Annotated in this window: 13 protein-coding genes; 6 read left to right on the forward strand and 7 right to left on the reverse strand. The window is 64.3% G+C overall.

Annotated elements, in window-relative coordinates; all coding sequences use genetic code 11:
* Window positions 1-107 precede the first annotated feature (107 nt).
* The 4 genes from Q0K23_RS05365 to Q0K23_RS05380 all read right to left on the reverse strand — a co-directional run bounded on the left by Q0K23_RS05365 (window position 108) and on the right by Q0K23_RS05380 (window position 3,003).
* Window positions 108-650 carry a hypothetical protein gene (locus Q0K23_RS05365; RefSeq protein ID WP_294518842.1) on the reverse strand — a complete coding sequence of 181 codons (543 nt, stop codon included), beginning with the start codon at window positions 648-650 and terminating at the stop codon, window positions 108-110.
* A 19-nt stretch (window positions 651-669) separates the two neighbouring features.
* Window positions 670-1,104: a cell wall hydrolase gene (locus Q0K23_RS05370; RefSeq protein ID WP_294518844.1), complete on the reverse strand. Its 435-nt coding sequence runs from the start codon at window positions 1,102-1,104 to the stop codon at window positions 670-672.
* Between the two features lie 25 nt (window positions 1,105-1,129).
* Window positions 1,130-1,543, reverse strand: coding sequence for a hypothetical protein (locus tag Q0K23_RS05375; RefSeq protein WP_294518847.1), 414 nt, complete (start codon window positions 1,541-1,543; stop codon window positions 1,130-1,132).
* A gap of 71 nt (window positions 1,544-1,614) precedes the next feature.
* Window positions 1,615-3,003, reverse strand: a complete 1,389-nt coding sequence (locus Q0K23_RS05380) for a PLP-dependent aminotransferase family protein (protein WP_294518850.1) — start codon at window positions 3,001-3,003, stop codon at window positions 1,615-1,617.
* Window positions 3,004-3,121: 118 nt separating this feature from the next.
* On the opposite strand from Q0K23_RS05380, the gene Q0K23_RS05385 reads away from it, so the two are divergent.
* Window positions 3,122-3,706 carry an ECF transporter S component gene (locus Q0K23_RS05385; protein ID WP_294518853.1) on the forward strand — a complete coding sequence of 195 codons (585 nt, stop codon included), beginning with the start codon at window positions 3,122-3,124 and terminating at the stop codon, window positions 3,704-3,706.
* 52 nt (window positions 3,707-3,758) lie between these two features.
* On the opposite strand, the gene Q0K23_RS05390 is transcribed toward Q0K23_RS05385, so the two are convergent.
* The 3 genes from Q0K23_RS05390 to Q0K23_RS05400 form a co-directional block, all read right to left on the reverse strand.
* Entirely contained in the window at window positions 3,759-5,558 is a 1,800-nt protein-coding gene (locus Q0K23_RS05390; protein ID WP_294518856.1) for a P-loop NTPase fold protein, read from the reverse strand.
* 149 nt (window positions 5,559-5,707) lie between these two features.
* Window positions 5,708-7,312 (reverse strand): peptide chain release factor 3, encoded by a 1,605-nt coding sequence (locus tag Q0K23_RS05395; RefSeq protein ID WP_294518859.1) that lies wholly within the window; start codon window positions 7,310-7,312, stop codon window positions 5,708-5,710.
* Between the two features lie 49 nt (window positions 7,313-7,361).
* Window positions 7,362-8,003 (reverse strand): HAD family hydrolase, encoded by a 642-nt coding sequence (locus Q0K23_RS05400; RefSeq protein WP_294518863.1) that lies wholly within the window; start codon window positions 8,001-8,003, stop codon window positions 7,362-7,364.
* A 275-nt stretch (window positions 8,004-8,278) separates the two neighbouring features.
* Between Q0K23_RS05400 and Q0K23_RS05405 the strand changes: the two genes are divergently transcribed.
* The 5 genes from Q0K23_RS05405 to Q0K23_RS05425 all read left to right on the forward strand — a co-directional run bounded on the left by Q0K23_RS05405 (window position 8,279) and on the right by Q0K23_RS05425 (window position 13,691).
* Complete coding sequence (locus Q0K23_RS05405; RefSeq protein ID WP_294518865.1) at window positions 8,279-8,986, forward strand: LytTR family DNA-binding domain-containing protein; 708 nt, start codon at window positions 8,279-8,281, stop codon at window positions 8,984-8,986.
* A complete protein-coding gene (locus Q0K23_RS05410; protein ID WP_294518868.1) occupies window positions 8,983-10,272 on the forward strand; it encodes an ATP-binding protein in 1,290 nt (429 codons plus the stop codon). The genes Q0K23_RS05405 and Q0K23_RS05410 overlap by 4 nt, the downstream gene beginning before the upstream one ends.
* Before the next feature lie 111 nt (window positions 10,273-10,383).
* Window positions 10,384-11,652: a glycoside hydrolase family 3 C-terminal domain-containing protein gene (locus Q0K23_RS05415; RefSeq protein WP_294518871.1), complete on the forward strand. Its 1,269-nt coding sequence runs from the start codon at window positions 10,384-10,386 to the stop codon at window positions 11,650-11,652.
* 8 nt (window positions 11,653-11,660) lie between these two features.
* Window positions 11,661-13,307, forward strand: coding sequence for a glycoside hydrolase family 3 N-terminal domain-containing protein (locus Q0K23_RS05420; protein WP_294518874.1), 1,647 nt, complete (start codon window positions 11,661-11,663; stop codon window positions 13,305-13,307).
* Window positions 13,308-13,316: 9 nt separating this feature from the next.
* On the forward strand, window positions 13,317-13,691 hold the full coding sequence (locus Q0K23_RS05425) for a hypothetical protein (protein WP_294518878.1): 375 nt from the start codon (window positions 13,317-13,319) through the stop codon (window positions 13,689-13,691).
* Window positions 13,692-13,698 lie beyond the last annotated feature (7 nt).

Consider the following 13,698-nt stretch of genomic DNA (forward strand, 5'->3'; position numbering starts at 1 on the left):
GTTGCCCAATCCTGCCTGACAGATGCCATAATCATAATTCTTTCAAATCACTTTCTTATGAGCACCTGTCCCATGGCAGCGGGTATTTTTTGCGCAAAGATTCGGGTTCAGCCGGACATGGGCACGCCGTACCCGCCGCAGAAGCCGCCGGGACAGGCGGCGCTGCCCATGGCGGTGCCGCTGTTGGTGATGGGGGTCGTGTCGGGCTGGGAGGTCCAGCCCGTGCCGGGCATGGACGGCGTACCCGGCATGGCCACGCCGGGCATGGGGGCCGCACTGGGGGTGTACATGCTGCCCGGGGCGTAGGTGGCCGCGGGCACCCGGTAGGGCCGCTGACCGGGGAGATAGAAGGTGACGAACTTCACCGAGAAGATGTCGCAGACCACAAAGGTCTGACTGGTCTCCTCGTACAGGGTGAGCACGCTGCGGCCCACGGAGTAGAGCACGCCCTGCTTCCGGGTGAGGGCGTTGGTGCCGATGAGAAACTCCACCACCACGTACTCGCCCAGATTGTCCGCCAAAAACTGCTGGAGCGAGCCCTGCATGGCGGGGGTGTTGAAGTTCTCCTCCGGCGGCACCACCAGGGAGCCGCCATTGCCGGAGCTGTTGAGGGCCGTGTCTCCTGCTGTGCCGGGATAATACTGTGCCATAGGGGATAACCTCCAGATTTCAGGTGTCCGCATAGGCGGCGGTGGGGTTGTAGAAGCAGTGGTCGCCGATGCGGATCGCGAATTCTCCCACCTGGGAGGGGAAAAAGGGACGGCACTCGGGGCTGTACGGGTTGAAGAACCACAGGGCGAAGCCCAGGTTGGTCAGGCGGTTGCCCGCCATGGCCCACTCCGCCACGTCCCAGTGGGTCTGCTCCAGGGACATGTTGTAGAGGTTCTGGGCGTTGTACTGTCCACCCACGGTCTCCATGGCGCACACGAACTGCCGGGGCTGGAAGACCACCTCCCGGACGGTGTGGAGCCGCCCGTACTCGCCGTATGTAATGTTGACCCGGTTCATCACCACCGAGGCCACCGCCCGCATGCCGTTGAGTCCCTCGCCGCCCGCCTCGCACTTGACAATGCGGGCCAGCAGCTCCAGGTCTGAATATGCCATTGAATGTTCCTCCTGACAGGGCCGGTCAGCCCGCAAGGGTGTGGGAGGCGGGAGATGAGGCGGAGTCGTCCAGGTCGTCCAGCCGCACCACCGCGGCGGCCAGCACCAGCATGGAGGCCCACAGGTTGCGCCCGGCCGACCGGCGGGCGGCACAGCCGCTCTCCGGGGTCAGGCTGTGCCAGGCCTGGACGGCCAGACAGAGGAAAAAGCCCAGGGACCCTACGGCCAGCGCGCTGGCCCGCCGCCGCACCGGCAGTACCGACGGCACGGCTGCCGCCTCCTCCGTCCTGCCAGCCAGGGCCAGACACAGCTGCCGCCGTTGGGTGAGGGAGGCGCTGAGGGAGAGCAGCAGAGAACCGAGCAGCACCAGCAGAAAGAACACCGCCCCGTCGGCGTCTGAGAGCTGCCGCGCCAGGGTCTCCCGATCCGTCTCTTCCATCCGACCGCCTCCTCTCGTCCGGCAGGCTCCGCCCGCCTCCGCAGTATCCTATGCACGGGGGAGAGGAGATGTCACATGCCGCCGAAGGCCTGGGCCAGGTCGCCCACCGCCTTTGGGGCGGCGGCCACGTCCAGCCCGGCGAAGCCCAGCACCAGGGAGCCGGGCAGGGGAGAGGCGCCCCGGCAGTACTCCCCCAGGGTGCGCACCCGGTAGCCAGCCGCCGCCGCCCTGGCGGCCAGATCGGCTTCATCCCGGCCGGGCAGGGTGAGGAGCAAGTGGAGCCCGGCCCCGGCTCCAGACACCCGGCCCTGGGGAAAGGCCTCCTTCAGCGCGGCGGTGAGGGCGGCGCACCGGGCCCGGTACAGGCTGCCCGCCCGCCGCAGGTGCCGCCCGTACTGCCCCGAGGACAGGAAGCGGCAGAGCACCTGCTGCTCAAACCGGGACACCGTGGACGCGCCGTGGGCAAACCGGGCCCTGTACACCTCCAGCAGCGCCTCGGGCAGGATGAGGTAGGCGGCGCGGATGGAGGGGGCCAGGGTGCGGCTGAAGGTGCCGGTGTACACCACCCGGCCGCCGGTGTCCATGCCCTGCATGGCGGGGATGGGCCGGGAGGCGTAGCGGAACTCGCTGTCGTAGTCGTCCTCAATAATATAGCGGCAGGGGGCGGCGTAGGCCCAGCGGAGCAGCTCGGTCCGCCGTCCGGCGGGCATGGCCGCGCCGGTGGGGAACTGGTGGGAGGGGGTCACATAGGCCACCCCTGCCCCGGAGGCGGCCAGTGCGGCGGGTACCATGCCCTGTTTGTCCACCGGCACGGGGACGGCGGAGCGGCCCAGATTCTCCAGGGTGCGGTAGGCGGCGTTGTACCCCGGGTCCTCCAGGGCCACCGGGGTGGCCGGGTCAAAGAGCTGGAAGAGCACACTGAGCAGGTATTCCATGCCCGCGCCCACCACTACCTGCTCGCTGCGGCACCGCACGCCCCGACAGGACTGGAGAAAGTCACACAGGGCCTCCCGCAGGGGCAGATCCCCCTGGGGATCCCCCCGCTGGAGCAGCTCCGGGTCCTTCAGGGCCTCCCGGGTCAGGCTGGCCCACACCGAGGAGGGGAAGATGTGGGTGTCCACGGCGGCGGTGGAGAAGACGTCGCTGAGGGCGGGGGCCGCCGGGGCGGGCTCAGAGACGGTGGGCTGAGGGGCCGCCGCCGGAGCGTCCAGGGGCAGCAGGGAGCACACCCGGTATCCGCTCCGGGGCTGGGATTGCAGGTAGCCCTCGGCCACCAGCATGCCGTAGGCGGTCTCCACCGTGGACAGGCTCACCCCCAGTTGGGCGCACAGCTGCCTTTTGGAGGGGGCCCGCTCCCCGGCGGCCAGGCGGCCGGTGCGGATCTCCTCCACCATGCGGCGGTAGATCTGCTCGTAGAGGGGGAGAGCCCCCTCCTGGGGCACAAAGAAGGATGTGGACATCAGAACCGCCTCCAAACTGACCTGATAAAAAATAATAAAACTGGATATTTTAAAGATGCCAGTTGCGTGTATAATACAGCATCAGAGAGTACAAGTCAATCCTCAGGAGGGAAGCGTTATGATTCTCAATTCCAGAAACACAAGGGACCAAAAGCTGATGTTCGCCGTCATGGCGGGCCTGATGGCCGCCCTGGTGGCGGTGGGCTCCGCCCTGCGGATCACCCTGCCCGTGAACGTGGGCACCACGTCCTTTCACCTGGGCAACATCATGTGCGCCCTGTCGGGCATTTTCCTGGGCCCGGTGGGGGGCGGCCTGGCGGCGGGCATCGGCTCGGCCATCTATGATATGACCAACCCCCTGTACATCTCCGAGTGCTGGATCACCTTTATCACCAAGGGCGCCTACGGCGTGGCGGTGGGCCTCATCGCCTGGAGCGCCGGCCGCCGGGGTGAGCGGTACGGCTGGAATCTGGCGGGCACGGTGACCGGCGCGGTGGTGTACGCGGCTTTGTACCTGTTCAAGGGCTTTGCCTGGGACGGCCTGCTGCTGGGCGGCCTTCAGGCGGGCCCCGCCCTGGCGGCCCTGGTGCCCAAGCTGCCCGCCACCACCTTCAACGCTGTGGTTGCCATTGTCTGCGCCCCGGCCCTGGCCGCTGCGGTCCAGAAGGCCCGGCATTCCGTGACTGCCGCTCAGCAGGGGTAAAGAGAGACAAAAAAAGCGCTGTCCCGTACCGGGACAGCGCTTTTTTGCCGGTTCAATCGGCGCGTTCCTGCTCCACCCGGTGGGCCAGCCGGACCTTCAGCTCCAACTCGCCGGGGGCGTACCCCATGGCGGTCATCATCTTCCGCAGGTCGTTGACCTTGGTGTGGCTGGAGCTGTTGACCTCCACGTCCACCCCGGCCTTCGGTACCCGGGCTGTCTTGGAGGAGTCCCGTTTGCAGTCGAAGAGGGTGGACAGGTCGTGAGCGGCGGGGGAGGCCTGGATGGCCCGGAATTTCTCCGGGTCCCGCTCATAGAGGATGTCCAGCACCTGGGTGAGCAGGGCGCTGTATTTGCGGACAGGCGTCTCCTGACCGAAGAGGCGGAAGGCCTCCAGCTGGGAGCCGTTCCAGCCGGGGAGCTTCCGCAGATTGTCAAAGACAATGGGCTCGTCGATCTTGTGATAAGCGGCCGTATCGTCCAGCCGGTTCTGGTAGCGTACGCCCTTGCCGGTGTTGCCGTTGGCGGAGATAAACCGGCTGACCGGGACGTCCGCCTCGGCGGTAGTGGTGGCGGAGAAATTGAGGATGTTCTCCAGCAGCCTCAGATCCTCCCGGGTGAGGGCCTGATCGGAGGCCGCCAGGGCGGTGCGGAAGCTCTCCATAAAATCGGTGATCCGGTTCACATCGGCGGAGCCGTCCAGGCCCCACTGTTCAAACAGCTCCTGGAGCAGGGGGTCGGTCTCCTCCATGTCCTCGTCCAGCTCATCGCCGGAGAGCAGGGCGGCGTACCGCTCAGGCTGGGCCAGCTGGTTGAAAAACTCCGGCGTCAGCCGGCCGCTGCTGCGGACCACAAAGTTGTATACCTCCTCGTAGGACAGCTGGAGACAGAGCACGGCAAAGAGCAGCCGCTTTTCGTGGTCCTGATCCAGATGCTCGCCGCTGTGGATGCGCTGGAGCAGGAGAAAGGCGTTGAGCAGACGCTTGATGCCGCGGGGATTGTAGCCGATGGAGGTGCGGATGAGGGCCACATAGGGGGCCGCGTCTGCCACGGGCAGGCGCATCTGCTCCATGGCGGCCCGGACGAATTTCTCAATGTCGTAGTGGGCCACCGGCATCTTGAAGGGAACCTGGATGATCTTGTCGAAAAAGCTGCGGCCCTTGTCCATGCCCAGGCTCTCGCCGTACTTCTGCCGGATGCCCTGGGAGACCACGGCGTAGTCGATGGCCAGAAGGAACACGCACTTGTCGCAGTCCAGGAAGAGCTTGAGCACCTCCAGCAGCTCTACCGCCCGGGCCGGCTCCAGCCGGTCCAGGTCGTCCACAAAGATGACCACCCGGTCCTTCTTCTGCTCCTTCAGGGCCTGCTTCACGCAGTCCTGGAACCGGGCCTTCAGGGTGGAGATGGCCTCGGTCACGTCCTCCTCTTCGGAGTTCATGGCGGACTCCGCCGCGCCCGCCACATCCAGACCGGTGACGGTGCTGGCCGCCGACAGGCCAACCCGGAACAGTACGCTCCCCAGAGTGCGCAGGGAGCTCTTGATGGAGTCGGCCTGGATGCCCTTGAGGCCCAGGGAGGCCGTCAGCCGGGACACCAGCAGCAGGGGCAGCCGGTCCCCCAGGTTGAACTGGGAGAACTGCCAGGTGTTGAACCAGACGGGGAGCACCTTGTCCTCCAGCTCCTCCCGGATGAGCATCATAAAGCTGGTCTTGCCGCTGCCCCAGTCCCCCTGGACCGCAACGGTCATGGGCGTGTCGCACTCCAGAATAAAGCTGCTCAGGCCCTTGATGTACTTCTCCACGTCAAAGATGTCTTCGCTGCGCCCGCTGAGTGGCTTGTCTGTAAAGCCGGCCATGATCCTTCCTCCTGATTTGACAGAAATAGAGGGTATCCGCTGTTATTTTCCATCATAGCAGAGCGGAGGAGGGATGGCAAGGCGGGATTGAAACAATCAGGGAGTGTGCTCCGGCATCGGAGCACACTCCCTGATTGTTTCAGATAAACTTACTTCTGCCAGCCGCCGCCGAACTCCAGCAGGGTGAGCTGCTTGTTGCGCTCGCTGGTCCAGTTGATGGCCCACTGGGTGGCGAAGAGGAGCAGCTGGTTGCCCTTGTAGTCCTCCACCAGCTTCACGCCGTCGCCCAGGATCAGGTCCTCCTCCTTCACCGGCTCGCCGTCCTCGGTCTCGATCCAGCGGAGGTACTCATAGGGCAGGCCCTCCATATAGAGGTCCACGTTGTACTCGTTCTTCAGCCGGTACTCCAGCACGTCGAACTGAAGGGTGCCCACCACGCCCACGATGACCTCCTCCATGCCGGAGTAGGGGGTTTTGAAGATCTGGATGGCGCCCTCCTGGGCGATCTGCTCCATGCCCTTGAGAAACTGCTTGCGCTTCATGGTGTCCAGGCTGCGCACCCGGCGGAAGTGCTCGGGGGCAAAGGTGGGGATGGGGTCGAACTTGAACTTCTTCCCCGGAGCGCACAGGGTGTCGCCGATGGAGAAGATGCCCGGGTCGAACACGCCGATGATGTCCCCGGCGTAGGCCTCCTCAATGATCTCGCGCTCGGCGGCCATCAGCTGCTGAGGCCGGGAGAGGCGGATCTTCTTGCCGCCCTGGACGTGGTAGACCTCTTTGTCCGCCTCGAACTTGCCGGACACGATGCGCATGAAGGCGATCCGGTCCCGGTGGGCCTTGTTCATGTTGGCCTGGATCTTGAACACAAAGGCGGAGAAGCTGTCGTCCATGGAGTCGATGAGAGTGTCGCCGGCGGTGCGGGGCAGGGGGCCGGTGGTCATGCGGAGAAAGTGCTCCAGGAAGGGCTCCACGCCGAAATTGGTCAGGGCGGAACCGAAGAACACGGGGGACAGCTTGCCGTGGCGCACCCGGTCCAGGTCAAACTCGGCGGCGGCGCCGTCCAGAAGCTCGATCTCGTCGGTGAGCTGCCGGTGGAGCCGCTCCCCGATCAGGTCGTCCAGGTTGGGGTCCCCCAGCTCCACCTCGGTGGCGGTGGCCGCCTTGGAGCCGCCGTTGGAGGTGAAGTGGATGATCTTCTTGCTGCCCCGGTCGTACACGCCCTTGAACTCCTTGCCGCAGCCGATGGGCCAGTTGACGGGGTAGGTCTCAATGCCCAGCTCCTTCTCCAGTTCCTCCAGCAGCTCGAAGGAGTCCCGGGCCTCCCGGTCCATCTTGTTGATGAAGGTAAAGATGGGGATGTCCCGCATGGCGCACACCTTGAACAGCTTCCGGGTCTGGGCCTCCACGCCCTTGGCCGCGTCGATGACCATGACGGCGCTGTCGGCGGCCATCAGGGTGCGGTAGGTGTCCTCGGAGAAGTCCTGGTGGCCGGGGGTGTCCAGGATGTTGATGCAGAAGCCCTCGTACTGGAACTGCATCACCGAGGAGGTGACGGAGATGCCGCGCTGCTTCTCGATCTCCATCCAGTCGGAGGTGGCGGCCCGGCTGTTCTTCTTGCCCTTGACCACGCCGGCCTGGGCGATGGCGCCTCCGTACAGGAGGAATTTCTCGGTCAGGGTGGTCTTACCGGCGTCGGGGTGGGAGATGATGGCAAAGGTGCGGCGGCGGGAAATTTCAGCTTCGTATTTTGACATAGATGCAAACCTCTCTACAGTTTTATACAGCACACAGGAGAAAGCGCCCTCAGGGGGGACACATGGCCGCCAGTGCGGCGGGGATGTCGGCAAAGGCGCGGACGGCGGGTACGCCCTCAATGGGGCCGCCGAAGCCGTAGGCCGCGTGGAGGAAGGGGACCCCGGCCTCCCGGGCGGAGGTGCAGTCCAGCAGGGTGTCCCCCACGTAGACCGGCCGCTCCAGGCCGTACTGCCGGGCCACCAGGGCGATGTTGTAGCTCTTGGGCTGTCCGGTGCGTCCGGCGCACTCAAAGCCGGTGAAATACCGGTCCAGCTTGTGGGCGGCGTAGAAGGTCTGGATGTATCCGTCCTGGCAGTTGCTCACCACAAAGAGCTTTGCCCGAGCGGAGAGGGCGGCCAGGGTCTCCTCCACGGCGGGGTAGAGCACGCCGCCCTGGGTCCGCAGGAGCACAAACTCCTCATCCTCCTGCTCCTGGAGCATCATGGCCCGGGTCTCCTCGCTCTCGTTGGGGAGGATCTTACGGGCGATGTCGGGCAGGAGCAGGCCCATGGTGGCCTCCACCTCGGGCACGGTCACCGGCGGCCGGGAGATCTCCGGGTGCCGGGCCAGGGCCCGGTTCCAGCCCTCGCAGATGCGGACGGTGGCGTTCCACAGCGTGCCGTCCAGGTCAAATAAAACGCCGTCAAACATGGCGGGAAATCCTCCCTCGCATGGAAAATACATCGCAGGATCGATTCAGCAGACACTACTTTATCGTATTTCCGCCCCAGTGTCAACAAAGAACGGGGGTAGGCCGGGGTTTCACAGAAATTTTCGTGCAAAATTCAACCGGAAGAGAGAAAAGCGGCGGGGAGGAGGGGCAAAACCGCCGGTGGGGCGCTGGAATATCCCCCGGGGCTATGATAAAATAAAATAATCACAAAACAGGGGACCCCGGGACGGGGAGACACGGAGGGAGACAGCGCATGATTTCCATTGCCATTGTGGAGGACGAGGAGATTTTTGCCAATCAGATGCTGGAATATGTGCACCGGTTCGGGGCCGAGACCCACCAGGCGGTCCAGGCCCAGGTGTTCGGGGACGGTGCCACCTTCCTGGACGAGTACGACGGCCGCTTCCAGATCATCTTCATGGACATCGTCATGCCCCACATGGACGGGCTGGACGCCGCCCGCCGCCTGCGGGAGACCGACCAGAACGTGTGCCTCATCTTTCTCACCAGCATGGCCCAGTACGCCATCCGGGGCTACGAGGTGGCCGCCCTGGACTTTGTCATCAAGCCCCTGGCCTACGACCTGTTCAAGATCAAGCTGGAGAAGGCCATCGCCCACATCAAGGTGGACGAGAGCTTCCATATCCCCGTGTCCAACGGGATTCAGACCGTCCGCTTCTCCCAGATCAGGTACGTGGAGAGCAGCAAGCACTACCTCTATTTCCACACGGAGACCGGCGACTACCGGATGCGGGGGTCCATGCGGGACATCACCGCCACCTTCCTGGCCAACGGCTTTGCCGCCGCCAGCGCCTCGCTGCTCATCAACCTGTCCTACGTGGAGCAGGCGTCGGGCAGCGAGGTGACCGTGGCGGGGGAGCGCCTCTCGGTGGCCCGGACTTATAAAAACGACTTCTGGAACCGGCTGACGGTGTACATGAGCGGAGGGATTTTGAAATGATGGGAGAGGGCCTGTTTCAGATCACCCTTTACCACGGCTATCTGCTTCAGATCCTGGCGGCGGAGCTGATCTTTACCCGGCCCCTACCCCGCCGGAGCCATTTCTGGCTGCGGCTGACGGCAGGGGGAGGGGTCTATATAGTGCTGTCGGTGGTCATTCCCAACTTTATCGCCCGCTATGTGTCCGGTTTTTTCTACCTGACCATCTTTCTCCTGTCCCTGGGGCTGTGCCTGTTCTGCTTCCGGGCCCGGCTCAGGGAGGTGCTCTTCTGCTGCGTGGGCGCCCAGCTGACCCAGAACCTGTCCTACAATGTGGAAAACCTCATTTACCAGCCCTTTGCCGCCTCCTTCAGCCAGGTTGGATGGCTGTGCCTCTCCCTGGCCGTCACCGCGGTGGTCTACGGGGCGTGCTGGTGGTTCTTTGCCCGGCAGACCGAGCGCTGCGGGGAGATCCGCCTGCCGGGGCGCTATGTGTACGCCATCTCCCTGGACTCCGCGCTCTTTGTGTACACCATGCAGTTCCTCTTCCAGAGCTACGGCATCGACAGCCTGTGGATTATCCGTCCGCCCCTGATCCTCTGCTGTATTGCCGGTCTGTGTCTCCAGTACGGCCTGCTGGCCCTGCGCAATGCCCGGGAGGAGAACCAGCTGCTGGAGCGGTTCATGCGCAAGGAGCAGAAGCAGTACGAGATCACCCGCAACAGCATGGACCTCATCAACATGAAGGCCCACGACCTGAAGCACCAGATCACCCTTATGCGTATGCGGTCTCTGGGCAGCTGCGACAGCCGTGAGCTGTCCGAGATTGAGGCGGCGGTGGCTCAGTACGAGACCAGCAGCAACACGGGGAACAAGGCCCTGGACGTGATCCTCACCGAGAAACAGCTCCGCTGCCGGGAGGACCGCATCGAGATGACCGTCATGGCCCAGGGGGAGGCCCTGTCCTTCCTCCAGCAGGCGGACATCGCCTCCCTGTTCGGCAATATCCTGGACAACGCCATTGAGTATGAGCGGACCGTGGAGCCGGCCGCCCGGCGGTGCGTGGCCCTGACGGTGGCGGAGAAGAACGGTTTTGTCTGCATCCGGGCGGAGAACTATTGCCCCGTCTCCCCGCCCATGCGGGACGGGCTGCCTGTCACCTCCAAGTCCAACCGGGACTACCACGGCTTTGGCCTGCGCAGCGTGCGGTACATTACGGAGAAGTACGGCGGCACCCTCCACATCGGCCAGGAGGGGGAGCTGTTCGTGGTGAGCATCCTTCTGCCCAGGCCGGGCGGCAATCCCTGAGCGGCGACAGATTTGCCAGAAAATCTGACGGATTTGCCAACACCCCCTATCTCCTTTGATTTGTGGTATGTTGAGCTTACCCAAAAGACAGGGAGAAAGGGGAAATACACAGTGAAGAAAAAGAGCGCATCCGCCTCCCGCGGCGTCATCGCCGTGGCGAGCACCCTGCTGGCCGTGGCCATCGGCGTCACGTCCGGCGCAGCCTCCTACCGGTCGCTGATCTGCAGCGCCATAGGCGGCGACATGTACAAGACCGTGGACGAGAGCGGAACGGAGGTCACCGACCGCTATCCCGACAACGGCGTGAGCCTGGAGGACTGGAAGGCCCAGGCCGACGCCCTGGTGGAGGAGGTCACCGGGGAGGGTATCGTGCTGCTGAAGAACGAGAACAGCACGCTGCCTCTGGCCAAGGGCTCCAAGGTGACCCTCTTCGGCCGCTCCTCGGCGGACCTGGTGCTGGGCGGCACCGGCGCCGGCGGCATCGACGCATCCATTGCCGTCAACCTGAAGGACGCCATGGAGGCCGACGGCATGTTTGAGGTCAACAGTACCGTCTGGGACTTCTACAAGAGCTATGACGGCAAGGACGGCTATACCCGCAGCAACGGCAGCTACATGGGCGCCAAGGCGGAGGACATCTTTATCGCCGAGGTGCCTGTCAGCGAGTACACCGACGCGGTGCGGGATTCCTACGACGCTTACAGCGATGCGGCCATTGTGGTCTTCTCCCGGGTAGGCGGCGAGGGCTCCGACATGCCCACCGGCGACTTTGGCGACGGCACCAAGTATCTGTCCCTCCAGGAGCAGGAGAAGGATGTCCTGCGGGAGATCCAGGACAGCGGCAAGTTTGACAAGGTCATCGCCCTCATCAACACCTCCAACGCCATGGAGCTGGGCTGGGTGGACCAGGAGGAGTACGGCATTGACGCCTGCATCTGGATCGGCGGCGTAGGCCAGAGCGGCGCCCGCGCGGTGGCCAAGGCCCTGTGCGGCGAGATCAACCCCTCCGGCCATCTGGCGGACACCTATGCCGCCGATTCCTTCTCCTCTCCGGCCATGCAGAACTTCGGGGACTTCACCTTCACCAATGCCAGCGAGATTGAGGCCCAGATCGGCGCGGATAACAACGGCACCAAGTATGTGGTGTATGCCGAGGGCATCTACGTGGGCTACCGGTACTACGAGACCCGCTACGCCGACAGCGTGCTGGACCCGGCGGGCACCAACGCCGCCTCCTCCGCCGGCGCCTTTATGGGCGACACCTGGAACTACACCGACGAGGTGTGCTACTCCTTCGGCTACGGCCTGAGCTACGGCGCTGAGGACGGCCAGCCCTACCAGCAGGAGATCCGCTCCGCCCAGATGGGGGCGATGGTCTGACCCTTACCGTGGAGGTCACCAATACCGGCACCGCAGCCGGAAAGAGCGTGGTGCAGGTCTACCTCCAGCAGCCCTACACCGCCGGCGGCATTGAGAAGTCCGCTGTGCAGCTGGCCGCCTTTGCCAAGACCGATGTGCTCCAGCCCGGCGAGAGCTGCCAGGTGGAGCTGACCGTGGACCGGCAGGACATGGCCTCCTACGACTACAAGGACGCCAAGACCTACGTACTGGACGCCGGCGACTACTACTTTGCCCTGGGCAACGGCGCCCACGACGCCCTGAACAATATCCTGGCCGCCCGGGGCAAGACCGTGGCCGACGGCATGGACTATGAGGGCGACGCCGCCCTGACCTACCGCTGGAGCAACCCCGCCAAGGAGCTGCTCAACCAGTCTTACAGCGGCAATGAGATCACCAACCGGCTGGACAGCGCCAGCCTGGAGTACTACGGCTACGAGACCGGCTATCTGACCCGCAGCGACTGGACCACCTTCCCTGAGACCTATACCGACCTGACCGCCACCGACAAGATGATCGCGGACATCGACGCCGAGGGCAGCTATGAGCCGGGCAGCAGTGATATCTCCTCCATCATCACCGGCCAGGACAACCAGATGACCCTGGCCAAGATGACCGGGGTGGCCTTTGACGACACGGAGGCCTGGGACAAGATCCTCAACCAGCTCACCGTGGATGAGATGGTGAAGATCGTCACCGGCTCCGGCCTGTCTCCCATTCCCTCCATCGCCTACCCCGCCATGTTCATGAAGGACGGCCCCCAGGGCAACAACCAGCGCACCTACACCGAGGACGGCAGCACCGCCACCGGCTACTGCGGCGAGGTGGTCCGGGCCTCCACCTTCAACACCGAGCTGCTCCGCCGGGTGGGCGAGGCCATGGGCGAGGACTGGCTGCGCACCGACACCGAGGGCGCCTACACCCCCGCCGTCAACATCCACCGCACCCCCTACGCGGGCCGCAACTTTGAATACTTCTCTGAGGACGGCTACCTCTCCGGCCAGATGGCCCTGGTGGAGGTGGAGGGCCTCCAGAGCAAGGGCATCATCCCCTACATCAAGCACTTCGCCCTCAACGACCAGGAGACCAACCGGCAGGGCATCTGCACCTTCTCCAACGAGCAGGCCATCCGTGAGATCTACCTGAAGGCTTTTGAGGCCGCCTTTACCGAGGGCGCCGTCAAGGGCACCATGGGCTCCTTCAACCGCATCGGCTGCACCTGGTCGGGCGCCTGCGCGGGCCTGATGAAAGACATTGTCCGCACTGAGTGGGGCTCCACCGCCATTATCGACACGGATATTGCCATCAATACCACTCTCCAGAGCGTCTTTGCCGGCCTGGAGAACGGCAGCACCATGTGGGCCACCTCGGGCACTGTGTTCTATGCCCACGTCATCAACCAGGCCTCCACCGACGCCAAGCTGCTGGAGAACCTGCGGGAGGCCTGCCATATCATCCTCTACAATCTGGCCGACAGCATTGGCGTCAACGGCCTGTCCCCTACGGCGCACGTGGTGGAGACCACCCCCTACTGGGAGGCCGCGGCCTACGCTGTGATTGCCGTGCTGGCCGTCATCGACCTGGCCGCCGTGGTGGTGCTGGTCCGGGGCAGCCTGGGAAAAAAGAAGGAGGCGTAACACAATACCATGAAAAAGATGTTGAATAAGAGCAGTATTCTCCCCCTGGCCGCCGCTGTGCTGGCTGTGGTGACCGCCATTGTCTACGCCGGCGCCAAGGCCCGGGAAAACGCGCCCGCCATTATCATTCTGCTGGCTGCCGCCGCTGTGCTGGAGCTGGTGGCCGTGGCAGTCCGGAAGGCTTCCTTTCTGGAGTACCTCCCCTTTGTCTGCGCCCTGGCCGGGCTGGCCGTGTTTATCGACCTGGCTTTTGACGAAATCGGCGACATCCTCTCCAAAATCAACATGGACGGCCTGAGCGCCTCCTGGATTGCCAGCGCCGTGCTGCTGGTGGTCACCGTCATCGCCGCTGCCCTGGCCACTGTGTGGCCCGCCAAGGACTGAGGGGGCA

The organism is uncultured Pseudoflavonifractor sp. (genome assembly GCF_944387275.1).
GTDB lineage: Bacteria > Bacillota > Clostridia > Oscillospirales > Oscillospiraceae > Pseudoflavonifractor > Pseudoflavonifractor intestinihominis.